Raw genomic sequence first — 23,681 nt, 5'->3', positions numbered from 1 at the left:
GGGTGGGCGCCGTCGTCGGCCGTTCTGTCTTGATGCTGCTAGCTTTCCGTTGCCATGGCCGCGTTGGCCGGCACCGCTTCCTCGGGAGCGTCGTAGCGGGGGTCGTTGGACGACGGGTGGGCGGAGACCGCCGCGGCGTGTTCGGCCAGCACGCCGGTCTGGTGGCGGATCTTCAGCCGGTAGAGCAGGGTCCCGCCAACCACCACCGCGGCCACGAAGATCACGCCGCCCCACTGCAGGTACCACTCGAACGGCGGCACCGAGTTGTAGATCTCCGGGCGGGGCCACACCAGGTTCAGCGTCATGGCGCCGCCCCACAGGACCGCCAGGATGTTCACGGGAAGGCCCCACTTGCCCATGGAGAACCCGGGCTCGGACCCATCCCCGGCCAGCGGCCACTTCTTCAGGAACCGTTTGCGGAGCAGGGGAACCGTCACCAGGAGGTAGGAAAGGTAGATCAGGACGATGCTGATGCTGGACAGGATGGTGAAGATGGCCGGCTGCGTGACGTTGACCAGGAGGGGCACGACGGCCAGGACGCCAATGACGATCGCCGCGACCGTGGGGGTCCTGCGGACCGGATCCACCTTGCTGAGCTGCCGGCTGAACGGCAGGTTGTTGTCCCGGGCCATGGCGAACATCATCCGGATGGCGGCGGCATGCACTGCCAGGGTGCACACCACCACGGCCACCACGATGCAGGCCAGGAAGGCCTTGCCGAACGGGCCGCCCAGGACGGAGAGCACGATGTGCTGCAGGCCGCCGTCGGGAGAGCCGATTTGCGGGTCCGTGAGGTCCGGCGCGGCCAGGATGCCGAACAGCAGGATTCCCCCGCCCAGCAGGAACGATGCCGTGACGGCGCGCAGGATGGCCTTGGGAGCGGTCTTCTTGGGGTCCTTGGTTTCCTCGCCAAGGGAGCTGGCGGTGTCGAAGCCGTACATGACGTAGCCGGAGGCCATGGCGCCGATCAGGAACACGCCGAAGAAACCCAGGTCCTTGCCCTCGCCGAAGCCGTTGGTCTGGAAGAAAACCTCAGGGCCGCGCACCACATGCCAGCCCAGGGCAAGGATCAGCAGCACGGCCGCGATGAGCTCCACGAACACGCCGATGCTGTTGATCCGGGTCATCAGCTTCACGCCGAACGCGTTGATGAGGGTGGAGATGGTGATCATGATGGTGGCCAGCACCACGCCGTTCATGGCGAAGTCGTAGGGGCCCGTGCCGTCACCGACGAACTGGAAGCCGGACCAGAGCTGCGGCAGGGTGATCTGCAGGGCCAGGGCCACCGAGCCCAAGGCCATGATGGAAGAGAGCAGCAGCAGCCACCCGGCCAGCCAGGACGAGGTCCCCGACGCGAGCCGCTTGGCCCAGTTGTACACGGAACCGGCCACCGGGTAGCGGCCCGCCAGTTCTGCAAAGCACAGGGCCACCATCAGCTGGCCGACGAACACGATGGGCCAGGACCAGGCGTACGCCGGGCCGGCCATGGAAAAACCGAAATAGAACAGTTGGAAAACACCGGTAAGGATGGAGATGTAGCTGACACCTGCGGCGAAGCTGGCAAATTTGCCGATGCTCCGGTCAAGGGTCTGGGTGTAGCCGAATTCGTCCATGCCGCTTGAATCAATACTCTTGCTGGGTTCCACTATGGACTCCTGGATCAGAAAGCACGATGGGACCGGCCGCCCTGGGGTGCGGCGGAATGACGTTGGCGGGGGCCGCCGCCGTTGGGAAGGCGGCCCCCTCAGGTCCTGCCGCTCAGGCGAGGGACGTGGTGAGCTCCTTCTCTTCCTTGGCATCTCCGACCGTGCGGTCCGCGACCCTTTGGTCGGCCCGGATCAGATCGGCGCAGCGCTCGCCGATCATCATCACGGTGATGTTGGGGTTGACGGTGACGTGTTCGGGCATGACGGACGCATCGGCGACGCGGAGGCCGGTGACGCCCTTGACCCGCAGCTGGGGTCCAGCGGGGACATGTCGTCGTCGGCTGCGCCCATGCGGACGGTGCCCACCGGGTGGTACACGGTGTTGTGGGTCTTGCGGATGTAGTCCCGCAGCTCCTCATCGGTCTGCGCCTCGATACCGGGGGAGAGTTCGCGGCCCGTCCACTCCGCCATGGCAGGCTGGGCGGCGATTTCGCGGGCCTTGCGGATGCCGGCCACCATGACGCGCATGTCGTGGCCCTCCGGATCGGTGAAGTAGCGCGGGTCCACCATGGGCTTGTCGCGGAAGTCGCGGCTGCGCAGCCGGACGGTGCCCCGGGAGCGTGCGTGGGTGACGTTGGGGGTCAGGCTGAAGCCGTTCTCCGTGGTGGGGTAGCCGTGCCGCAGCGTGTTCATGTCGAACGGGACCGAGCCGTAGTGCATCATCAGGTCCGGGCGGTCCAGGCCGTCCTCGGTGGGGGTGAAGATGCCGATCTCCCACCACTGGGTGGAGGCCTGCACCATGGGCTGCCTGGCCTCGAACTGCACCACGCCTTCCGGGTGGTCTTGCAGGTGCTCGCCCACGCCGGGGGAGTCCACCAGCACCTCGATGCCGTGCTGGGCCAGGTGTGCTGCAGGGCCGATGCCGGAGAGCATGAGCAGCTTGGGGGAGTCGATCGCGCCGGTGGACACGACGACTTCCTGGTGCGCGGTAAGCCGGTGCGTGCGGCCGAATGCTCCGTCCACCACGTCCACGCCGACGCAGCGCTTGTCCGCATCGAACACGAGCTGGCGGGCGCGCAGGCCGGTCAGCAGGGTGAAGTTGGGCCGGTCGATGATGGGGTGGATGTAGGAAACCGAGCTTGAGGCGCGGGTGCCGTCCGCCTGCCGGTTGATCTGGAAAAAGTTGGCACCGTTGACCACGGTGGTGCCCGTGTTGAACTTCGCGCGGGGGATGCCCGCCTGCTCACAGGCGTCCAAGAGCGCGACGCCGGCAGGATCCGCCGGGGGCACGTTCATCAGGTGCACGGGTCCGGAGTCCCCATGGTGGGGTGCGTCCGGGCCGGCGTCTTCATTGGTTTCCAGCCGCTGGTACAGCGGCCATGCGTTGGCGGCGTTCCAGCCGGTGGCGCCGTACTTGGACTCCCATTCGTCCAGGTCCTCGCGCGGTGCCCAGAAGGCGATGCAGGAGTTGTGGCTGGAGCAGCCGCCCATGACCTTGGCGCGGGCGTGGCGCATGAAGGAGTTGCCGTTTTCCTGCGGTTCGATGGGGTAGTCCCAGTCGTAGCCGGATTCCAGCAGCTCCATCCAGCGGTCCAGCTGCAGGATCTCCGGGATATTGCGGTCATCCGGGCCGGCCTCCACGAGGGCCACGGTCACGTCCGGATCTTCGCTCAGCCGGGCGGCGACGGCGGCGCCGGCAGATCCGCCGCCGATGACGACGTAGTCGAACCCGCGGTCCGTGAGGTCCTCAATGTTGTCGTAGTGCATCTAGTTCTCCTTGCCGTGGTCAGCGAACCAGCCGGTGACCTGGGGGCTGGTGTTCTGGTAGATGTGCTTGGCTTCCTGGTACTCGGCCAGGCCGGTGGGGCCCAGCTCGCGGCCCACGCCGGACTGGCCGAAGCCGCCCCACTCGGCCTGCGGGAGGTAGGGGTGGTAGTCGTTGATCCAGATGGTGCCGTGCCGCAGCCGGGCGGCGACGCGCTGCGCCTTTCCGGCGTCCTGGGTCCACACCGCGCCGGCCAGCCCGTAGATGGTGTCGTTGGCGGTGGCCACGGCCTCGTCCTCGGTGCGGAACGTCTCGACCGTGACCACGGGGCCGAATGCCTCGTCGGTGACCACGGACATGCCGCGCTGCACCTGGTCCAGGATGGTGGGCTGGTAGTAGAACCCGGCGTCGTACTTCCCTCCGGAAGGTGCCGCGCCGCCGGTCCGGAGCCGTGCGCCTTCCTGGAGGCCGCGCTGGACGTAGGCGCTGACTTTGTCGCGGTGGGCGGCGGAAATCAGGGGGCCGGTCTCGGCGTCGTCGTCGAACGGGCCGCCGAGCCGGATCTCCCGGGCACGGCGGACCAGCTCGTCCACGAAGCGTTCGGCGATGGATTCCTCCACCACCAGCCGCGCCCCGGCGGAGCAGACCTGCCCGGAGTGGACGAAGGCGCCGTTCAGGGCATTGTCCACGGCGGCGTCAAAGTCCGCGTCCGCGAAAATGACGTTGGGGTTCTTGCCGCCCAGCTCCAGGGCCACTTTCTTGACGGTGCCCGCGGCCGCCGCCGCGATCCGCTTGCCCGTTTCCAGGCCGCCGGTGAAGGAGACGAGGTCGACGTCGGGATGTTCCGAGAGCGGCGCGCCCGCCTCAGCGCCGGCCCCGGTGACGAGGTTGGCGACGCCATCCGGCAGGCCGAGGTCCTGCAGCAGCTGCATGGCCAGGATGGCAGTGGACGGGGTCAGCTCGGAGGGTTTGAGGACGAAGGTGCACCCGGCGGCCAGCGCGGGCGCGATCTTCCACGCCGCCTGGAGCAGGGGGTAGTTCCACGGGGTGATGAGGCCGCAGACGCCCACGGGTTCGTAGGCGATCCTGCTGACCACGGCGGCGTTCCCGGCGTCGACGATGCGGCCCGCCTGCTGCCCGGCCAGCCTGCCGAAGTACTCGAAGCAGGCGGCGACGTCGTCCATGTCGATCCGGCTTTCGACCATCCGCTTGCCGGTGTCCAGGGACTCGGCGCGGGCGAATTTTTCCCGGCGTTCGCGGAGTCCGGCGGCCACCTTCAACAGGAAGGTTCCGCGCTCCGGGGCGGGAACCGAGGACCAAACGCCGGCATCGAAGGCGGCGCGTGCCGCCGCAATGGCCCGTCCGGCGTCTTCCCGGCCGGCTTCGGTGACCGTGGCGACCAGTTCGCCGTCGGCCGGGTTGCGGATTTCGCGGACAGCGCCGGATGCGGCCGGTTCCCACGCGCCGTTGATGAACAGGGTGGCTGCTGCCTCGGGTGCAGTGCTTTGGGCGGCTTCCCGCGCTGGTGTGGCGTAAGTCATAGGAAGGACAGTAGTGCACCTTGAACGAGTGTTCAATACTTTTCTTGAACACTCGTTCAATGTGACTGAAGGAGCTGCCGGCGTGCCCGCGGCCAGCCTTTCAGTGCGGGCGGAGTTCCGCGCTCCCCGTGCTGTCGTCATGGACGGGAGCGAACGCGATCTGCTCCGTCCGCTCGATGCTCCGCTGGATGGCGGCTGCGTCGACGCCGAGCAGCGCCGTCAGCCACATGCCGTTCTGGATCACCACGATGTCCGCGGCCCGGTCCCGGCAGGCCGCCCAGGACAGTGCGGGCTGGGCGGCGGACACCAGCGCGGCGACGCCGTCGATGTAGCGGTCAAAGGCCTTCGCGTTGATCTGGGCGTAATCCTCGTCGGCCTGGGCCAGGGCCCACAGGTGCAGGCGGAGGGACAGGTAGCGGGTGGTCAGCAAATCCTTGGCCGCAACCCGCCGCAGCGCCTTGCGGAGTTGCTCGTCCGGGGGCAGCGACGGGTCCGGCGCGACCAGCAGGAGGTCGTGCTCGTCCACGCGCCGAAGGGCGGCCCGGATCAGCGTGGTTTTGTCATCGTAGTAATAGTTCACCAGGCCCAGCGCCACGCCCGCTTCGCGCGCCACGGACCGCATGCTCACCCCGGCGATGCCATGCCGGGACAGCAGGTCCATCGCCGCCTCGAGGATGCGCGATTGCCTGTCCACCTGTTCGCCGGAGTTCACGGCATTCGTCCCCATCTGGCCAGACTATTGCCTCGTGGCGCGGAGCGCACTTTCCCGGATACCCGCCAGCACAGGAGGATCCCCGCCGGGCGCAAGCGGCATGCTCACAACCCGGCGGGGATCCATTCGTCGGCGGGCCGCCTACTTCTTGGGCAGGCCCGCCGGGTTCAGTTCGGACTTCTGGATGGCCTCGGTGGAAAGGCCCCAGCGGTCCAGGATCTTGGCGTAGGTGCCGTCGTCAATCAGGTGGTTCAGCGCGGCCTGCGCGGCAATCGCCAGGCCGTTGCCCTTCTTGGTGGTGAAGGCGATCTGCGCCGTCAGCGGCCAGCCGCCGTTCAGCGTGCCCACCTGCTTGGTCTTCCCGTCCTGAGCCGACTTGTACGCCGCGGCGGCGTTGGGTCCGAAGGTCAGGTCCGCACGTCCGGACTGGAGGGCCAGGCTTGAGGCGGAATCGTCGTCGTAATACTGGAACTGGACCGGCGCCAGGCCGTTCTTCTTGTTTTCTTCGTCCCAGCGCACCAGGATCGCTTCCTGGTTGGTGCCCGAGCCCACGATGATCCGCTTGCCCGCCACGTCCTTGGCTTCCTTGACCTCCCCGATGTCGGAGTCGCTCTTGGCGTAGAAGCCCAGGAGGTCGTTGCGGTAGGTGGCGAAGTCGAATTTCTCCTTGCGCGCCTCGGTGACGGTCACGTTGGACAGCACGGCCTCGTACTTGGACGATTCGATGCCCAGCGGCCAGTCCGCCCAGGCGACGGGCAGGACCTCGACGTCCAGTCCCAAGGCGCCGCCAACGGCGTAGGCGATGTCCACCTCGCTGCCGATCAGGGTCTTGTTGTCCGTGGCGAACAGGCTCAACGGCGCCGCGCCGCCCGTGGTCACCACGGTGAGTTTGCCATCGGCCTTGATGGCCTCGGGGACCAGGGCCGCCGCGGCGGCGTCCTTGGTCACCGGAAAGCGGTCCTGATCCGGGGACAGGTTGAAGGTCCTGCCCCCGGCGCTGGCGGTGGACGACGACGGTGCTGTCGCCGCCGAAGCGCCCGGATCGGAGCAGGCAGTCAGTCCCAGCAGGGCCGAGACGGCAAGGGCCGCGACGGCGGACGGCGTGGTTTTGATGGGCATGGTTCCTCCTGGAAGGGGCCGAAAGATGCGGCGGGAGTGCGCGTTGCAGCAACTATCCGGCAGCCCCGGTGGGGGAATCAAAGCCCGCGAAACCGGGAGATACAGGGAGTAACGGCGGTTAACCGGAGGACCGCGGCGGTCACATTTCCGGCACGCTCCCGGCACCCGCGGCATGCACCTTCCAGGCGCTCGCGGCACACAAAAAGGGGACCAGTTCACTGCGAACTGGTCCCCTCGTTTGTTGCCTCAGGGTTGGCGCCGGGTCCTTAGGACAGCGCGGCCAGGACTTCCTTGGCTACCGCCTCGCTGGACTGCGGGTTCTGCCCGGTGATGAGGTTGCCGTCGCGCACCACGTTGGAGGACCAGGCGGCCCCGTTCTCCACCACGGCGCCCTTGTCCCTGAGCGCGTCCTCCACCAGCCACGGGGTGTTCTCGCCGGTGCCGCCGCCGAGTTCTTCCTCGTTGGTGAAGACCGTCAGGCGCCGGCCCTTGAAAGCGAACCCGCCGTCGTCGTCCGTTGCACTCAGCAGCCCGGCCGGGCCGTGGCAGAACGGCGCGATGACTTTCCCGTCCCTGTTGGCTGCCACCAGCAGGCGGCCCAGGTCGGCGTCCTTGAACAGGTCGGCCATGGGGCCGTGGCCGCCGGGCATCACCACGGCGTCATATCCGTTGATGTCGACGTCGGCGAGGACCAGCGGGTGCGCCAGCTCGCCGTCGATCTTGGCCAGGTAGTCGCGGAAGCCCTGTGCGCGGTCCTCGCCGCCGGCCGATTCAGGGGCCAGGCTCACCTGGTCCACCGTGGGCTTCCTGCCGCCGGGGGTGGCGATGTGGACTGTGTTGCCGGCCTCGGTGAGGGTCTGGTGGGAGACCACCAGCTCCTCCGCCCAGTAGCCGGTGGGGTGTTCGCTGCCGTCCTTCATGGTGAGGGAATCGGCGGCCGAGACGACCATCAGGATGTTTGCCATGGTGTTTCTCCTGTCGTTGGGTTTCTACTTGCCGGCGGCTTCGAGCTCGGCGTACGTCTCGTCGTCGAGCGTGAGGCCGGCGGCGGCCAGGTTTTCTTCGAGGTGGGCCACGGAACCGGTGCCGGGGATGGGCATCATCACCGGGGAGCGGCGCAGCAGCCAGGCGAGGGCCACCTGGGAGGTGGTGGCGCCGAGGCGCTTGGCGGCTTCATCCAGCGGTCCGCCCGGCTTGGCGAGCTCGCCCGCGGAAATGGGCGCCCACGGGATGAATCCGATGCCGTTCTCCTCCGAGTACCGCAGCACGTCCTCCGAGGACCGGTCGGTCAGGTTGTAGCGGTTCTGGACCGTGGAGACGGTGAAGTGCTTTCCGGCTGCCTCCAGCTCCGCCACGCTCACCTGCGACAAGCCCAAGGCGCGGACCTTGCCCTCGTCCTGGAGTTCGCGCAGCACACCGAACTGCTCCTCGGCGTCCACCTTGGGGTCGATTCTGTGCAACTGCAGCAGGTCCAGGGTGTCTACCTTCAGCTTCCGCAGGCTCAGTTCCGTCTGCTGGCGCAGGTATTCAGGACGCCCCACCGGGATCCACTTGTTGGGCCCGGTGCGGGTGAAGCCCACCTTGGTGGCGACCTTCAAGCCCTCCTTGTACGGGTGCAGGGCCTCCGCGATGATTTCCTCGCTGACGTTGGGGCCGTAGGAGTCGGCGGTGTCGATGAAATCCACACCGAGCTCGACGGCGCGGCGCACCACGGCCACGGCGGCGGCGCGGTCTGCGGGCTCACCCCACACCCCGTCGCCGACGATGCGCATGGCACCAAACCCAAGCCGGTGCACGGTTCCCAGGTCCTTGAGGTCGATCGTTGCGGACAGTTCCAGCTGCTTCGTTGAATCTTGGCTCATAGGGGCGGCAACATCATCAGCGTGCTGAGTATTCCGCAACTCACAGAAATAAGCCGGGGCCCGCCGTCGTTATGCATCAAGTGCCCGCCGCCATCCGGGGGCACGCCCTACGAAACTTTTTTTGAAAGGCCGGCACCTGACGTGACTCTCCCCCTCTCCATCCTTGACCTGGCAACCATCGGCAAAGGCCAGACGGCGGCGGAGAGCTTCGCGGGCAGCGTGGCCATGGCGCAGAGCGCGGAGAAACTCGGATACCGGCGGGTCTGGTACGCGGAGCACCACAACATGTCCTCCATCGCCTCCTCCGCCACCAGCGTGCTGATCGCGCATGTGGCCGCCCACACCGAAAGCATCCGGCTGGGCGCCGGCGGCATCATGCTGCCCAACCACTCGCCGCTCACCATCGCGGAGCAGTTCGGAACCCTCGAAACCCTGCACCCCGGCCGGATCGACCTGGGCCTGGGACGGGCACCGGGCAGTGACCAGAACACCATGCGCGCCCTGCGCCGGGACCCCATGTCCGCAGACAGCTTCCCGCAGGACGTCCTGGAACTGCAGGGCTACCTGACCGGCCCCACCCGCATCCAGGGCGTTGAGGCCACCCCGGGCAAGGGCACCAACGTGCCGCTGTATATCCTGGGCTCGTCCCTGTTCGGCGCCCGCCTGGCCGCGCAGCTGGGCCTCCCGTACGCGTTCGCCTCGCACTTTGCCCCCGCCGCCCTGCAGGACGCCGTGGCCATATACCGCCGCGAGTTCAAGCCCTCCGCGCAGCTGGACGCGCCGCACGTGATCGCCGGCGTCAACGTGATCGCCGCCGACTCCGCCGCCGAGGCCCAGTCCATGTTCCAGGCCACCAAGCGCGCCCGCGTCTCGCTGTTCTTCGGCGGCGGCCGGGAGTTCACCGACGACGAGGCGGACATGGTCCTGGACTCCCCGCAAGGACAGCATGTGGCCCAGATGATGCGCTACTCCGCCGTGGGGACCCCGGACGCCGTGGTGGACTACCTGGCCGATTTCGGCAAGCACGCCGACGCCGACGAACTCATCGTGGCGCACCAGAGCACCGGCACCGAGGCGCGACTGCGGTCCGTCGAGCTGCTGGCCGAGGCCGCCGGCCTGGCCCGGGTGGGCGCCTGAGGGTTTCGCCGCCCGCGGCCCTGTCCGGCTGCTTTTACACGGACGCAATAAAAGCGACTCCCGGGGGAAACTCCCGCGGCTGAAGATGGGTACTGCCCCGTCAGGGATTGCTGGGATTTCCGGGCGGGGCACCAACCGGTAGTCCGCAGGCGATCCAGCGGCTGAGTTCCCGGCCTGGTTCTGCCTCGAAGGGGTACCTGGATGCCTACGCCGTTGAACCAAAGCGTGGCGGAATCCGCGCTGCTCACCCGCTCGCTCCCGCTGGACATGCTCCGCGCCTTCATCCAGTCCGATGCCGCGGACAACGGGCTCACCCCCGCGCTGCTGGCCGAACTCAAGGTTCTTGCCCGCGTTCCATCCCTGCTGGTGGCCTGCAACTACGGCGGGACCCTCTGCGAGGCCGAGGGCATCTCCACGGAGATCCTGCCCCTGGGCAACGCGGCCATCGCCCTCCGCGCCCTGGCGGCCCTGCCGAACACGCATGCAGCGATCATTTCCGGCCGGTCCCTGCGCGACCTGGCGGCAGTGTCGCGGCTGCCCGTGGAGGTCCACCTGATCGGGTCGCACGGTGCGGAGTCGGACATGGGCTTCGCGCATGCCCAGAGCCTGGCCACCGAATCCGTCCTGCTCAAGGTCAACGCCGCGCTCAACGAGGCCGTGGGCTTCCAGGAGGGCATCTGGATCGAACGCAAGCCCGTGGCCGTTTCCGTCCACACCCGGCCCGCGCCGCCGGAGGTGGTGGAATCGGTCACGGAAACCGCCCGGGAAATCGCCCGCCTCCATGGTCTGTTCTTCATCGTGGACGGCTCCGTGCTGGACCTCTCCGTGGTGGAACCGTCCAAGGCGGAGGCACTGGAAAGCCTCCGCTCCCGGCTCGGCGCCAGCGCCGCCATGTTCGCCGGTGACGCCTACAGCGACGAACTGGCCATCGCCACCCTCCGCGGCCCGGACCTGGGGCTGCGGGTCGGGCCCGGGGAGACCGCCGCCGCACACCGCGTCCGCGACCCCGAAGCCTTCGCCCGCGTCCTGGCCCTCCTCTTCGAACTGCGCCGGGCCTGGCTGTTCGGGGAGGACGCCGTCGGCCTGGAACGGCACTCGATGATCGGCAACGGCTCCTCCACCGCGCTGCTGACCCCGGACGCGAAGATCTGCTGGATGAGCCACCCGCTGCCGGACTCCGGATCCCTGTTCGCCCATATCCTGGGCGGCGACGCCGCCGGCCACTTTTCCGTGGAACCGGTCAAAGCCTCCCAGGTGCTGGGCCAGCGTTATGTGGACAGCACCATGATCGTCGAAACCCGGTGGGCGGACGTGACCGTGACGGACTACCTGGAGCCGGCCCCGGACGGCATCACCAGCCTGGTGCGGGTGCTCTCCGGCCACGGCGCCGCGAGGATCACCTTCGCGCCCCGGCCGGACTACGCCAACGCCCCGTTCAGCATGGAATCGCGCGGCGAGGAACTGCATGTGGTGGGGACCTCGGAGCCCATCATCCTGTTCGCGCCGGGGGTGACCTTCAGCATCGTCTCGGACGGCATCCATGCCACGGCCACGGCGTCGGTGAACCTGCAGGACGGCCCCGTGGTGTTGAACCTGCGCTGCGGCGATACGGACCCGCAGCCCGCGGATCCCGACGGCGAGACGGAGCGCCGGGCAGGGGTGGCCCTGCAATCGCGCCAGTGGGTGCAGGACCTCGCCCTGCCCTCCGTCAAACCCTCGCTGGTGCGGCGCTCAGCCCTGGTGCTCCGCGCCCTGGTCCACGAGCCCACGGGCGCCGTCCTCGCCGCACCCACCACGTCCCTGCCCGAGGGCATCGGCGGAACACGGAACTGGGACTACCGCTACTGCTGGCTGCGCGACGGCTCCATGACGGTCAACGCGCTCGTGGACCTGGGCTCCACCGCCGAGGCCGCGGGCTTCCTGGACTGGCTGGCCCGCATCCTCGAACATGCACCCGGCCCCGAATGGCTGCACCCCCTGTACTCGGTGACGGGCGCACCGCTCTCCACGGAAGCCGTCGTCGACAGCCTGCCGGGGTACGCGGGATCCCGCCCGGTGCGGATCGGCAACGCGGCGGACCACCAGGTCCAGCTGGACGTTTTCGGGCCGGTCGCCGAACTGATCCACGCGCTGAGCGGGCGGGAGGGTTCGCTGGACGACGCCCACTGGGAGCTGATGGTGCAGATGGCATCGGCCGTCCTGGCCCGCTGGCACGAACCCGACCACGGGATCTGGGAGGCCCGGCGCGCAGCCCGCCACCACGTCTACTCGAAGGTGATGTGCTGGGTCACCCTGGACCGGGCACTGCGGACAGCGGCCCGCCACGGCCGCCGGCCTGATCCGGCATGGGCGCCGACGGCGGCAACCATCCGCGACGAGGTCCTGCGCGAGGGCTGGGACGAATCGGCCAAGTCCTACACCGTGGCCTACGACAGCCCGGACCTCGACGCCGCCGTCCTGCACATCGGGCTCTCGGGCCTGCTGGACGTCACGGACCAGCGCTTCCTGGACACCGTCACCGCCGTCGAACGCGAACTCCGCGTGGGCCCCACCGTGTTCCGTTACCGGTACGACGACGGCCTGCCGGGCCTGGAGGGCGGGTTCCACATCTGCACCACGTGGCTGATCGAGGCCTACGTGGCCGTGGGCCGCATCGACGAGGCCTGGGAACTGTTCGACCAGCTGGTGAACCTCTTCGGCCCCACCGGGCTGCTCCCGGAGGAATACGATCCCGGCACCGAAACCCACCTCGGCAACCACCCGCAGGCGTACTCGCACCTGGGTTTCATCCGCTGCGCCCGGCTCTTGGACGCACACCAGGGCAGGCGGTAGTCCGCTTCCGTCTCGGGTACCTAGAGTGGAGGTAGCAGGGACCCGAAAAGACTGAAACGAGACTCATAATGACTGCCCGCGCCCAGGGAGTGGGGTTCCGTTCCGAACGGGGCCCGATCCTCATCGCTTTGATGCTGTCCACCGGGCTGGTGGCCATCGACTCCACCATCGTCGCCACCGCCGTACCGTCGATCGTCCGCGATGTGGGCGGGTTCTCCTCCTTCCCCTGGCTTTTCTCCGCCTACCTGCTGGCCCAGGCGGTCTCGGTGCCCATCTACGGCAAGCTGTCCGACATGACCGGCCGCAAGCCCATCATCCTCACCGGCATTGGCTTATTCCTGCTTGGCTCGGTGCTCTGCGGCCTGGCATGGAGCATGCCCTCCCTGATTGCCTTCCGGGCCCTGCAGGGACTCGGTGCCGGGGCGGTGCTGCCGGTGTCCGTGACCATCGCCGGCGACATTTACACCCTCCAGGAGCGCGCCAAGGTCCAGGGCTACCTGGCCAGCGTGTGGGCGGTTTCCTCGGTGGTGGGTCCCAGCCTGGGCGGCATCTTCTCGGCACTGGGTATCTGGCGAGGCATCTTCCTGGTCAACGTGCCGCTTTGCCTGCTGGCCGGCTGGATGCTGGTCCGCACCCTGCACGAGGACGTGGAACGGGCCAAGCACAAGGTGGATTTTGCCGGTGCAGTGCTGCTGGCGGGATCCCTGGGCCTGCTGATCCTCGGCGCCCTCCAAGGCGGCCAGGCGTGGGCGTGGAACTCGCCCATCAGCATTGGCGTGTTCGCGGTGGGCGGCGTGCTGCTGGTCGCGTTCCTCCTGGTGGAGCGGCGTGCGGCGGAGCCCATCCTGCCTTCCTGGGTGGTGTCGCGGCGCCTGCTGGCCACCACCACCCTGGTGTCCTTCGGGGTCGGGTCCGTCATGATCGGCCTGACCTCCTACGTCCCCACCTACCTTGAGGGTGCGCTGTCCTCCTCGCCGCTGGTGGCCGGCCTGGCGCTCGCCGCGCTGACCCTCGGCTGGCCCCTCAGTGCTTCGCAGGCGGGCAAGTTCTACCTGCGGAGCGGCTTCAAGTCCACGGCCCTGATCGGCATCGCCATTTCCGTGGCGGGCCTGCTGATCCTGTCGCTGACTGCCTCCTCGCCCAACGTGGCGCTGATCGCCATCAGCTGCTTCGTCGTCGGGCTGGGCCTGGGCCTGCTGGCCACGCCCACGCTCATCGCCGCCCAGTCCAGCGTGCCGTGGCACGAACGCGGCGTGGTGACCAGCACCAATATGTTTGCCCGGTCCATCGGCAGCGCCCTGGGCGTGGCCGTCTTCGGTGCCGTGGCCAACGCCATCTACGGCGGCAGCAGCGGCGGCGATACCGACCCCGCCACGGTGGTGGCCGCGTCCGGGGCCGTGTTCCTGGCGGCGCTGGCGGCCGGGCTGCTCACTGTGGCAGCGGTACTGGCCATGCCGGCGGTGAAGGCCGATGACGCCGGAAATGCCGACGGGCAGCCGGTCCCCAGCAGCGCCGAGGGCAGCGCCACCTAGCGTAAAGCCGCAGCTTGCGGGATGCCGCGGCCAGGTGAAAGCCGCGGCTAGCGGGATGCCCGGAAGATGGCCGGTGCGTCCCGCGTCCCGGTGGCAAGGTCCGCCAGGATCCGGCCGATCACGGGCGTGAACTTGAACCCGTGGCCGGAGAACCCCGCGCCAATGACCACCGGGCCCAACCGGTCCAGGACGAAGTCCTCATCCGGGGTGGTGGTGTAGGTGCAGCTGATGGCCTCGAACTGCTCGGGGTCGACGCCGGGCAGCCAGTCCCGCGCGTACGCCTGCAGGGCGGCGAGCTGGGCCGGCTCCGGCAGGAAATCCCGGTGGTCCGGATCCACCACGGGCCCAACACCGTGCCAGCCGGCCTTGATGCCTTCACCGGGGGTCTGCATGCCGTACACAGGGGAGTACCAGCCCTGGTAGTCGGGGCCTGGGTAGTGGTTGAACCCGGGCCACACGGCACCGGCGTCTGCCACCCGGAAATGCGCCGGCTGCTCCTGCGTGACCCGCAATTCCGGGATGCGCATGCCGGCCGCATCGTTCCCGGCTGCGGTGGCCAGCAGCTTCTCCGTCCAGCCGCCCGCCGTCACCACGGCCTGGGCTGCGGTGACCACCTCGGTGACTCCGGCGGATTCGAGCGTCAGCCGCACGCCGTCGTCGAACACTTTGAAGTCCACCACCTTGGTGTGGTGCCGGATCTCGGCGCCCCGGGCTGCCGCCAGCTGCTGGAACACCGGAAGCGCGGCCTCGGGATTGAGCTGGCCGCCGTCGGGCATGTGCAGGACCTGCCGGTCGAAGCGGATGCCGCGCCACCGCTCACCGGCTTCCGCCGGCGCCAGGAACTCGGCGCGGATCCCGGCCGAAGCCAGCGCCGCTGCCACCTGCTCCGGGTCGAAGCCGGGCCCGTGGTTGACGATGCCCGTGCGCGCCAGCAACTGGACGCCGCTCTCCTGCTCCAGCTCTTCCCACAGCGACAAGCCCTCGGCAAGCATGGCCACGTAGTCCGGCTGGTGGTAGCCCGGATTCAGGTTGCGGGTAGCGCCGTGCGAGGCACCTATCTTGTGCCCGGCCCCAAACTGCTCCACGAGTGTCACCTGGCGGCCGCGGCGGGACAGCGCCCAGGCGGCGGCGGAGCCCATGGCGCCGCCGCCGATCACCACGGTGTCAAGATTGGTATTCATCAGCCCTCCAAGCTGGGATGGTGCGGTTAAGGAGCTAGGCCAACAGGAGCGCGACGCCGATCATGGCGGGCACGGCCACCACCGTGGTGATCAGCACGGTGTCCTTCGCCACGGTGAGCCCGGTCTGGTACCGGCTGGCGGCCACGAAAACGTTTTGGGCTGTAGGCAGCGCCGAGGTGACCACCACCGCGAAGAGGGCGTGGCCGTCCATTCCCAGCGCGAAGCGGGCGAAAACGTATGCAAGGGCAGGCTGGACGGCGAGCTTGAAGCCACTCGCCAGCAGGGTGTCCACGCGGCGCCCGGCGGAAGCCTGCAAGGGGCGGGTGCCGTTCAGGCTCATCCCGAACGCGATCAGCATGGCGGGAATCGCGGCGCCGCCGATCAGGTGGATGGGTTCCATCACCAGCGCCGGGACCTGGAAACCGGTACCGGCCACCACCAGGCCCAGGGCGGAGCCGACGATCATCGGGTTCCGCAGGATCATGAGCACGAACCGCAGGGGAGTGGTGCGGTGGGCGCTGGTGCTTGAATCGAGGACCATGAGGAACATGGGGGTGAAGAAGGCCAGCTGGAAGATCAACAGGGGCGCCACGTAGCTGGCGTCCCCCAGGACATATACCGCAATGGGAATACCCAGGTTGGCTGAGTTCGCCAGCGAAGCGGACATGGCGGACATCAATGATTCCGGGAGGGCCCGCTTCAGCCAGAAGCGTGCGATCAGGAAAAAGATCGACGCCGTGGTGATTGCGGCCACCGCCGTCACCAGCAGCGGCTGGGCAAAGACTTCGTGGAGCCGTGCCTTGCTCAGCGTTTCAAAGAGCAGCGCCGGGCTTGCCACGAAGAAGGTCAGGCCGCTCAATACCGGCCGGGCGTTCTCGCCGAGGATCTTTTGCCGGCCCACGAACCATCCCACCAGGATGATGCACCAGACCACGAAGAATCCTGCCAGGACCCCTAGCACGGGATCCCTCCGCGGCCGTGGCGGGAGCGTCTACCGGACTTCACGCTCCGGGTTCAGAGGGTGGCGTTGTTCAGCGCGAACGGCGGACGCATCATGCCGGCGGTGAGGCCCTCGGCGGGGTCGTTGCCCAGCTGGATGATCCGGTTGCCCTGGTCCACGTGGACCACCCGGGGCTCGTAAGCCTTGGCTTCCTCGGTGGTCATCTGGGCGTAGGTAATCAGGATGACAATGTCGTTCTCGTGCATGAGGTGCGCCGCTGCACCGTTGATGCCGATCACGCCGGAGCCACGTTCACCGGCGATGGTGTACGTCTCCAGCCGTGCCCCGTTGGTGACGTCCACGATGGACACCAGCTCGCCGGGAAGGATGTCCGCAGCCTCGAGCAGGTCAAGGTCAACGGTGACCGAACCGACGTAGTGCAGGTCGGCGTGCGTGACGGTGGCCCGGTGGATTTTGGACTTGAACATTGTTCGATTCATAACGAAACCAGTCTAGACCCGTGCTCCGTTGCCCGCAGTGACGCAGGAAACACATCAGTCACGGACGACGGCGGCCAGTCACCCGGCGTCGTTCCCCGCCACCGCCGCGGCGGCTGCGGCGAGCGTCTCGCGGGCCGCGAGGATCGCCGGGCGCTGGACGCTGGAGCGGCGGACCGACGTGAAGATGGTGCGGTGCGGCTTACCGGGAAGCTCCAGGAGCTGCGCCGTGGTGCCGCGGCCGGTCCACACCAGGTCCGGCATCAGCGCCACCGCGTTGCCGGACTCGATCAGGCGGGCCTGGGCCTGCAGGTCCGCGGTTTCAAAGCGGACATCGGGCTCGAACCCGGCGCTGCGGCAGGCCTGCTCCGCCCAGTGGCGGGACGCCGCGCCCCGCGGTTCCATGACCCAGGCAAGGTCCGCGGTGTCCGCCAGCGACCGGATGGCCGGGCCGTCGTCGGATGCCGGGGGAACCGCAAGCCGGATGGCGTCGGTGGTCAGCTTCACCCGGTCCAGTTCGGGGTAGCGCGGGGCAGCGTGGCCCGGGTACTGCTCCGCGATCACCAGGTCGAAGTCCCGCGCCCACGTCTCATGCAGTGCTGTTTCGGGCTCCCGCTGGATCATCTCGATCCGCACCTCGGGGTAGGCGGCGGCCATGCGCGTCAAGGTATCCGGCATCAGCGCCAGCGCGGCCGACTGGAAGACCGCGATCCGCACCGTGCCGGTCACCGTGGTCAGGGAGGCGGCCAGGTCCGCCTCGGCCTGTTCCATGGTTTCGAGCAGTTGCGCGGTGTGCGCCACGAGCACCTCGGCCTGGGGCGTCAGCTGCACCCGGCGGCCGGTCTTACGGAGCAGCTCGACGCCGACTTCCTTCTCCAGGAGCGCGAGCTGCTGCGATACCGAGGACGGGCTGTACTGGAGTGCTTCCGCCACTTCCGCGAGGGTTCCACGGATGCTCAATTCACGCAGGAGCCGCAGCCGGCGGACGTCAAGCATCGCGAATTCCTAACTGAACCTAACGAATATTGGTTAGAAGGATTCACTTTATCTAATGCAAACGCCCACGCATACTGTTGGAACCTAGTTACCCCCGTCACAGCCATCCCCTGGCGTGCCGCGGCGGGGTCGCACCCCACAGCAGGAGTTCCTGATGAGTAGAGACATGACCCAGTCGATCATGCGGCGCAAGCCCATCGACGACATCGAAGAAGAAAGCAAGCACAGCGGCCTTTTCAAGTCCCTCGGGCTGTGGCAGCTCACCGCCATCGGTGTTGGCGGCATTATCGGCGTCGGCATCTTCTCCCTCGCGGGACTGGTGGCGGCAGGCAGCGACGGAACTCCCGGGGTGGGGCCCGCGGTACTGATCTCGTTCCTGATCGCAGGCCTCGCCTCAGCGGCCGCCGCCCTCTCCTACGCGGAATTCGCGGGCATGATCCCGCGTGCCGGCTCCGCCTACACCTATGGCTACGTAGCGCTCGGCGAGGTGATCGGCTGGTTCATCGGCTGGGACCTGCTGCTGGAATACATTGCCATCGTCGCCGTGGTTGCCATCGGCATCTCCGGCTACCTCGACGCTTTCCTCGCAGGCATTGGCATCCATTTGCCGGCCGCGATGACCTCCACCTTTGACGAAGGCAAGGGCGGCATCATCAATGTTCCCGCCATCCTGGTCTGCCTCCTGGTGACATGGATCCTCTCCCGCGGTACCAGGGCGTTCGGCCGGTTTGAACTCGTGGCGGTGGGCATCAAGGTGGTCCTGATCCTCTTCATCATCGGGCTGGGCGTCTTCTATATCGACACCAACAACTACAACCCGTTCATGCCCAGCGGCTTCGGACCTGTGGTTGCCGGCTCCGCCACCGTCTTCTTCGCTGTGTTCGGCTACGACGCCATGAGCACCGCGGCCGAGGAAGCCAAGGACGGCAAAAAGCACATGCCCAAGGCCATCGTGCTCTCGCTCATCATTGCGATGCTGCTGTACGTTGCCGCCACGCTTGTCCTCACCGGCATGCAGAACTACAAGGACATCGACCCCAAGGCAGGCTTCGCCTCGGCCTTCACGTCCGTGGGCCTGCCGGTCATCGCCACCATCATTTCGGTGTTCGCCGTGCTGTCCATCCTCACCGTGATGCTCACCTTCCTCCTGGGCGTGACCCGCGTCTGGTTCTCGATGAGCCGTGACGGCCTGCTGCCGGGCTGGTTCGCCAAGACGGACCGCAACGGTACCCCCCAGCGCGTCACCTGGATCGGCGGCATCGCGTCCGCGTTCCTGGCCGGCGTCTTCCCCATCAAGGCGGTCGCGGACCTGACGAATATCGGCATCCTGGCCGCGTTCGTCGTCGTCTGCCTGTCCGTGATCATCTTCCGTTACAAGCGGCCGGACGCGCCCCGTACCTTCCGCCTGCCCCTGATGCCCGTGATTCCGGCCTTCGGCGTGCTCGCCTCGGCTTTCCTGATGCTGCAGCTGCATTGGGAAACCTGGCTGCGGTTCGTGGTGTGGCTCATCATCGGCCTGGTGATCTACTTCGGCTACGGACGCAAGCACTCACTGATGAACCCCAACAGCCCGCGCCACCAGGAGCTCGCGGACATGCACCGCCCCCTGTCCTGACCCCCTTCCGACGCCCGCTCACATCCGACCGCTTTTCCCCAACGCCCGCTCACATCTGACCGCTTTTCCCCAACGCCCGCTCACATCCTGCAAGAACAGGGAACCCTCCTGCACATCACGTGCAGGAGGGTTTCCTGTTTAACTGCCGAATGTGAGCGGGCGTTTGGAATTAAATTGCAGGATCTGAGCGGGGGTTGGGGTTGTGAGTGTCAAAGGTGAGCGGGGGTTGGGGAGGGCTGAAAGATTGGTTTTCCTAACCTGTATTGGTTGGAAAAGATCGCTTTATCTTATGTGATTCGAAGCTCATACTGGTGGAAAGACCTCCTCCCAACCCCAGGAAAGATCGGGAAAACCATGACCCACGTTGCAATGGAACCGGCAGCCCCCGTCGCTGCCACGGCGCAGACGGTCGACGTCGACGTCCCCCAGGCGAAGGCACTCGCCGACGAAGCGGTCGCCTTGGTCCGCCGCTGGCTCACCGAGGCGTCGAAGGTCCCCGTCGACGCCTCCGCCCAGCAGCTCGCCGGCGTGCTAAAAGACCCCAACGGCCTGGAGTTCACCGTCGGATTCGTTGACGGCGTGGTCCGCCCCGAGGACCTGAACGTCGCCGCACGCAACCTGGCCGCACTGGCCCCCAAGGTTCCGGCCTTCCTGCCCTGGTACATGCGCCGCGCCGTGGCGCTCGGCGGGACCATGGCCCCCGTCCTGCCCCAGGTAGTCATCCCCGTGGCCCGCAAGGTCCTGCGCGAAATGGTGGGCCACCTGATCGTTGACGCCACCGATGCCAAGCTGGGTCCGGCCATCGCAAAGATCAAGAAGGACGGCATCAAGCTCAACGTCAACCTGCTCGGCGAGGCAGTCCTCGGTGAGCACGAGGCCTCCCGCCGGCTGGAAGGCACGCACACCCTGCTTGCCCGCCCCGACGTCGACTACGTTTCCATCAAGGTCTCCTCCACCGTGGCCCCGCACTCGGCCTGGGCTTTCGAGGAAGCCGTGGAGCACGTCGTCGACAAGCTCACCCCGCTGTTCCGGCGCGCTGCCTCCTTCGCGGGCCCCGGAAGGAAGGCCAAGTTCATCAACCTGGACATGGAGGAGTACAAGGACCTGGACATGACCATCGCGGTCTTCACCAGAATCCTGGACAATCCGGAGTTCAAGGACCTCGAGGCCGGCATCGTGCTCCAGGCCTACCTCCCGGACGCACTGTCCGCCATGGTCCGGCTCCAGGACTGGGCCGCCGGGCGCCGCGCCAACGGCGGGGCCGGCATCAAGGTCCGCGTGGTCAAGGGCGCCAACCTCCCCATGGAGCAGGTGGAATCCTCCCTGCACGACTGGCCGCTGGCCACCTGGGGATCCAAGCAGGACTCCGATACCAGCTACAAGCGGGTCATCAACTATGCGCTGCACCCGGACCGGATCAAGAACATCCGGATCGGCGTGGCCGGCCACAACCTGTTCGACATCGCCTTCGCCTGGCTGCTGGCCAAGCAGCGCGGCGTGGAAGCCGGCATCGAGTTCGAGATGCTGCTGGGCATGGCGCAGGGCCAGGCCGAAGCCGTCAAAAAGGACGTCGGCTCCCTGCTGCTCTACACCCCGGTGGTGCACCCGGCCGAGTTCGACGTCGCCATCGCCTACCTGATCCGCCGCCTCGAAGAGGGAGCCAGCCAGGAAAACTTCATGTCGGCAGTGTTCGAGCTCAGCGAGAACGAGGGACTGTTCGAGCGCGAAAAGCAGCGGTTCCTGTCATCGCTGGACGCCCTGGACAATACCGTTCCGCTGCCCAACCGCCGGCAGGACCGGAACCAGGCCCCGGAGGCGATGCCGCACACCGGATTCGGGAATACCCCGGATACCGACCCCGCGCTGCCCGCCAACCGCACCTGGGGCCGGGCCATCCTGGAACGCGTCCCGTCCTCCACCCTGGGCAACGCCGCCGTGGAGGCCGCCTTCATCAACGACGAAGCCGCGCTCAACACCGCCATCGAAACCGCCGTTGAAAAGGGCAAAGCCTGGGGCAAGCTTTCCGGCAACGAGCGCGCCGAGATCCTGCACCGCGCCGGCGACATCCTCGAGGCCCGCCGCGCCGACCTGCTCGAGGTCATGGCCAGCGAAACCGGCAAGACCATCGACCAGGGCGATCCCGAGGTCAGCGAGGCCATCGACTTCGCGCACTACTACGCCGAGTCCGCACGCAAGCTGGACACGGTCGACGGCGCCACGTTCGTCCCAGCCAAGCTCACCGTCGTCACGCCGCCGTGGAACTTCCCGGTCGCCATCCCCGCAGGATCCACCCTGGCGGCACTCGCCGCCGGGTCCGCCGTCGTGATCAAGCCCGCCAAGCAGGCCGCCCGCAGCGGTGCCGTGATGGTCGAAGCGCTGTGGGAAGCCGGCGTCCCCAAGGGCGTCCTGACCATGGTGCAGCTTGGTGAGCGGGAGCTCGGCACGCAGCTCATCTCCCACCCGGCCGTGGACCGCGTCATCCTCACCGGCGGCTACGAGACCGCCGAACTGTTCCGTTCGTTCCGCAAGGACCTGCCGCTGCTGGCCGAAACCAGCGGCAAGAACGCCATCATCGTCACACCCAGCGCCGACCTGGACCTGGCAGCCAAGGACGTGGCCCACTCCGCGTTCGGCCACGCCGGCCAGAAATGCTCCGCAGCCTCGCTGGTGATCCTGGTGGGCTCCGTGGCCACGTCCAAGCGGTTCCACAACCAGCTGATCGACGCGGTCACCTCGCTCAAGGTGGGCTACCCGCAGGATCCCACCAGCCAGATGGGCCCCATCATCGAGCCCGCCAACGGCAAACTCCTCAACGCGCTCACCACGCTGGGCGAGGGCGAAAGCTGGGCCGTGGAACCGAAGAAGCTCGACGACAGTGGCCGGCTCTGGAGCCCCGGCGTGCGCCACGGCGTCAAGCGCGGGTCCTACTTCCACCTCACCGAGTTCTTCGGGCCCGTCCTTGGCGTGATGACCGCCGCGACGCTGGAAGAAGCCATCGCCATCCAGAACCAGATCGAGTACGGACTCACGGCGGGCCTGCACTCCCTCAACACGGAGGAACTGGGCATCTGGCTGGACACCATCCAGGCCGGCAACCTCTACGTCAACCGCGGCATAACCGGCGCCATCGTGCAGCGCCAGCCCTTCGGCGGCTGGAAGAAGTCAGCCGTGGGTGCCGGCACCAAGGCGGGCGGCCCCAACTACCTCGCGGGCCTGGGCGACTGGGTTCCTGCCACCAGCACCGCCACCGCCCCGGTGACCAACGCGGGGGTCCGCCGGCTCCTGGACGCAGCCGCCCCGGTCCTTGGCGCCGCAGCGCTGGAATCCGTCCAGCGGGCACTGGCGTCCGACGCCGAGGCCTGGGCCGAGGAATTTGGCACCGCCAAGGACGTCTCGGGCTTGAGCGCGGAACGCAACGTCTTCCGCTACCGGAACCTCCCCGTCACCATCCGCCTGTCCGAAGGCGCCCCGCTGGCCCACCTCGTACGGACTGTCGCGGCCGGGGTGCTGGCGGGCTCCGCGCTCACCGTCTCCACCGCCGTCGAACTTCCGGCCCAGCTGCGTGCCGTGCTCACCGCACAGGACATTGAGGTGACGGTGGAGTCCGACGCCGGCTGGCTGGCTTCGGCAGGACGCCTCGCCTCCGCCGGCAAGCTGTCCGGTGCCCGCATCCGCCTGATCGGCGGCGACGCGTCCGCACTTGCCGAGGCGACGGGCGGACGGCCCGATATTGCGGTGTACGCCCATCCGGTCACGGAGGCCGGGCGGGTGGAGCTGCTGCCGTTCCTGCACGAGCAGGCCGTGAGCATCACTGCGCACCGGTTCGGAACCCCGAACCACCTCTCGGACTCTTTGATCTAGTCCGGGCAAGGGAACGGTGGTTGAGCTTGGTTTTCACAAGCTCAACCACCGTTCGTGATGCGGGTTCGCTATCCCAGGTACCAGCCGGGCGGCGTCCAGGTCACAGGGACGTTGTGGGCCGAGAATTCCTCGCAGTGGGTGCAGGTGTAGGCCACTTCCCCCAGTGCGGCCACGCTGCCATCGCGCCGGTACGTGGGGGAATGTAGGACTCGAGGTAGACGAATTCGTCGGTCCGGCACTTGTCGCAGGTGGGCTTGCCGACATAGCCGGTATCAACCGAAGCCCGTCCGCTGCCAAGGGTGTTCTGGCGGGTGGAAGGCCGTGCTTCGGCGTACGGGCGTGCGTGCGCGGAGTTGAGATGGGTGTTCCTGGCTGTCGTCATTGGCTGCCTGTCCCAAACGCGGGCCGGCATGCGGAAGCGCGTCTGTGTTAGTGAACGCGGCCT

At 67.7% G+C, this 23,681-nt stretch carries 16 protein-coding genes and 1 pseudogene; 5 read left to right on the top strand and 12 right to left on the bottom strand.

All coding sequences use genetic code 11. The features are described 5' to 3' along the window. Window positions 1-38 precede the first annotated feature (38 nt). From ACX5I6_RS03395 to ACX5I6_RS03365, 7 genes and pseudogenes are all read right to left on the bottom strand, one after another. On the bottom strand, window positions 39-1,613 hold the full coding sequence (locus ACX5I6_RS03395) for an APC family permease (protein ID WP_285248036.1): 1,575 nt from the start codon (window positions 1,611-1,613) through the stop codon (window positions 39-41). A 145-nt stretch (window positions 1,614-1,758) separates the two neighbouring features. Next, a pseudogene (locus tag ACX5I6_RS03390) lies at window positions 1,759-3,413 on the bottom strand (GMC family oxidoreductase). Beyond that, window positions 3,414-4,952, bottom strand: a complete 1,539-nt coding sequence (locus ACX5I6_RS03385; RefSeq protein WP_461839469.1) for an aldehyde dehydrogenase family protein — start codon at window positions 4,950-4,952, stop codon at window positions 3,414-3,416. Window positions 4,953-5,052: 100 nt separating this feature from the next. After that, window positions 5,053-5,679 carry a TetR/AcrR family transcriptional regulator gene (locus ACX5I6_RS03380; RefSeq protein ID WP_461839468.1) on the bottom strand — a complete coding sequence of 209 codons (627 nt, stop codon included), beginning with the start codon at window positions 5,677-5,679 and terminating at the stop codon, window positions 5,053-5,055. Between the two features lie 126 nt (window positions 5,680-5,805). Then, window positions 5,806-6,783, bottom strand: a complete 978-nt coding sequence (locus ACX5I6_RS03375; protein WP_461839467.1) for an ABC transporter substrate-binding protein — start codon at window positions 6,781-6,783, stop codon at window positions 5,806-5,808. Window positions 6,784-7,049: 266 nt separating this feature from the next. Then, window positions 7,050-7,748: a type 1 glutamine amidotransferase domain-containing protein gene (locus tag ACX5I6_RS03370; RefSeq protein WP_285247984.1), complete on the bottom strand. Its 699-nt coding sequence runs from the start codon at window positions 7,746-7,748 to the stop codon at window positions 7,050-7,052. A 24-nt stretch (window positions 7,749-7,772) separates the two neighbouring features. Then, window positions 7,773-8,645: an aldo/keto reductase gene (locus ACX5I6_RS03365; RefSeq protein WP_285247983.1), complete on the bottom strand. Its 873-nt coding sequence runs from the start codon at window positions 8,643-8,645 to the stop codon at window positions 7,773-7,775. Window positions 8,646-8,786: 141 nt separating this feature from the next. On the opposite strand from ACX5I6_RS03365, the gene ACX5I6_RS03360 reads away from it, so the two are divergent. From ACX5I6_RS03360 to ACX5I6_RS03350, 3 genes are all read left to right on the top strand, one after another. Further along, a complete protein-coding gene (locus ACX5I6_RS03360) occupies window positions 8,787-9,782 on the top strand; it encodes an LLM class flavin-dependent oxidoreductase (RefSeq protein WP_285247982.1) in 996 nt (331 codons plus the stop codon). A gap of 201 nt (window positions 9,783-9,983) precedes the next feature. Beyond that, a complete protein-coding gene (locus ACX5I6_RS03355) occupies window positions 9,984-12,614 on the top strand; it encodes a trehalase-like domain-containing protein (protein WP_461839466.1) in 2,631 nt (876 codons plus the stop codon). Window positions 12,615-12,682: 68 nt separating this feature from the next. Further along, complete coding sequence (locus ACX5I6_RS03350; RefSeq protein ID WP_461839465.1) at window positions 12,683-14,146, top strand: MFS transporter; 1,464 nt, start codon at window positions 12,683-12,685, stop codon at window positions 14,144-14,146. Window positions 14,147-14,193: 47 nt separating this feature from the next. Here the strand turns inward: ACX5I6_RS03350 and ACX5I6_RS03345 are convergent, their stop codons facing one another. The 4 genes from ACX5I6_RS03345 to ACX5I6_RS03330 form a co-directional block, all read right to left on the bottom strand. Beyond that, on the bottom strand, window positions 14,194-15,327 hold the full coding sequence (locus tag ACX5I6_RS03345) for an FAD-dependent oxidoreductase (protein WP_461839464.1): 1,134 nt from the start codon (window positions 15,325-15,327) through the stop codon (window positions 14,194-14,196). A 34-nt stretch (window positions 15,328-15,361) separates the two neighbouring features. Continuing rightward, entirely contained in the window at window positions 15,362-16,288 is a 927-nt protein-coding gene (locus ACX5I6_RS03340; protein ID WP_461839463.1) for an AEC family transporter, read from the bottom strand. A gap of 53 nt (window positions 16,289-16,341) precedes the next feature. Next, window positions 16,342-16,767, bottom strand: coding sequence for an aspartate 1-decarboxylase (panD, locus tag ACX5I6_RS03335; RefSeq protein ID WP_461839462.1), 426 nt, complete (start codon window positions 16,765-16,767; stop codon window positions 16,342-16,344). A gap of 78 nt (window positions 16,768-16,845) precedes the next feature. Continuing rightward, a complete protein-coding gene (locus ACX5I6_RS03330) occupies window positions 16,846-17,760 on the bottom strand; it encodes a LysR substrate-binding domain-containing protein (protein WP_461839461.1) in 915 nt (304 codons plus the stop codon). A gap of 166 nt (window positions 17,761-17,926) precedes the next feature. On the opposite strand from ACX5I6_RS03330, the gene ACX5I6_RS03325 reads away from it, so the two are divergent. Together ACX5I6_RS03325 and ACX5I6_RS03320 are read left to right on the top strand one after the other, a co-directional pair. After that, window positions 17,927-19,375, top strand: a complete 1,449-nt coding sequence (locus ACX5I6_RS03325) for an amino acid permease (protein ID WP_461841661.1) — start codon at window positions 17,927-17,929, stop codon at window positions 19,373-19,375. A 354-nt stretch (window positions 19,376-19,729) separates the two neighbouring features. Continuing rightward, on the top strand, window positions 19,730-23,236 hold the full coding sequence (locus ACX5I6_RS03320) for a bifunctional proline dehydrogenase/L-glutamate gamma-semialdehyde dehydrogenase (RefSeq protein ID WP_461839460.1): 3,507 nt from the start codon (window positions 19,730-19,732) through the stop codon (window positions 23,234-23,236). A 100-nt stretch (window positions 23,237-23,336) separates the two neighbouring features. On the opposite strand, the gene ACX5I6_RS03315 is transcribed toward ACX5I6_RS03320, so the two are convergent. Continuing rightward, entirely contained in the window at window positions 23,337-23,618 is a 282-nt protein-coding gene (locus ACX5I6_RS03315) for a hypothetical protein (RefSeq protein ID WP_461839459.1), read from the bottom strand. Window positions 23,619-23,681 lie beyond the last annotated feature (63 nt).

This window comes from Arthrobacter sp. MMS24-T111, from assembly GCF_054888995.1.
This window is presented reverse-complemented; position numbering and strand designations above follow the sequence as displayed.

Excerpts from the sequence above, each read along its gene's own strand:
- ACX5I6_RS03395 (WP_285248036.1), bottom strand. The coding sequence starts at position 1,613 with ATGGACGAATTCGGCTACACCCAGACCCTTGACCGGAGCATCGGCAAA.
- ACX5I6_RS03385 (WP_461839469.1), bottom strand. The coding sequence starts at position 4,952 with ATGACTTACGCCACACCAGCGCGGGAAGCCGCCCAAAGCACTGCACCC.
- ACX5I6_RS03380 (WP_461839468.1), bottom strand. The coding sequence starts at position 5,679 with ATGGGGACGAATGCCGTGAACTCCGGCGAACAGGTGGACAGGCAATCG.
- ACX5I6_RS03375 (WP_461839467.1), bottom strand. The coding sequence starts at position 6,783 with ATGCCCATCAAAACCACGCCGTCCGCCGTCGCGGCCCTTGCCGTCTCG.
- ACX5I6_RS03370 (WP_285247984.1), bottom strand. The coding sequence starts at position 7,748 with ATGGCAAACATCCTGATGGTCGTCTCGGCCGCCGATTCCCTCACCATG.
- ACX5I6_RS03365 (WP_285247983.1), bottom strand. The coding sequence starts at position 8,645 with ATGAGCCAAGATTCAACGAAGCAGCTGGAACTGTCCGCAACGATCGAC.
- ACX5I6_RS03355 (WP_461839466.1), top strand. The coding sequence starts at position 9,984 with ATGCCTACGCCGTTGAACCAAAGCGTGGCGGAATCCGCGCTGCTCACC.
- ACX5I6_RS03350 (WP_461839465.1), top strand. The coding sequence starts at position 12,683 with ATGACTGCCCGCGCCCAGGGAGTGGGGTTCCGTTCCGAACGGGGCCCG.
- ACX5I6_RS03345 (WP_461839464.1), bottom strand. The coding sequence starts at position 15,327 with ATGAATACCAATCTTGACACCGTGGTGATCGGCGGCGGCGCCATGGGC.
- panD (WP_461839462.1), bottom strand. The coding sequence starts at position 16,767 with ATGAATCGAACAATGTTCAAGTCCAAAATCCACCGGGCCACCGTCACG.
- ACX5I6_RS03330 (WP_461839461.1), bottom strand. The coding sequence starts at position 17,760 with ATGCTTGACGTCCGCCGGCTGCGGCTCCTGCGTGAATTGAGCATCCGT.
- ACX5I6_RS03325 (WP_461841661.1), top strand. The coding sequence starts at position 17,927 with ATGACCCAGTCGATCATGCGGCGCAAGCCCATCGACGACATCGAAGAA.
- ACX5I6_RS03320 (WP_461839460.1), top strand. The coding sequence starts at position 19,730 with ATGACCCACGTTGCAATGGAACCGGCAGCCCCCGTCGCTGCCACGGCG.
- ACX5I6_RS03315 (WP_461839459.1), bottom strand. The coding sequence starts at position 23,618 with ATGACGACAGCCAGGAACACCCATCTCAACTCCGCGCACGCACGCCCG.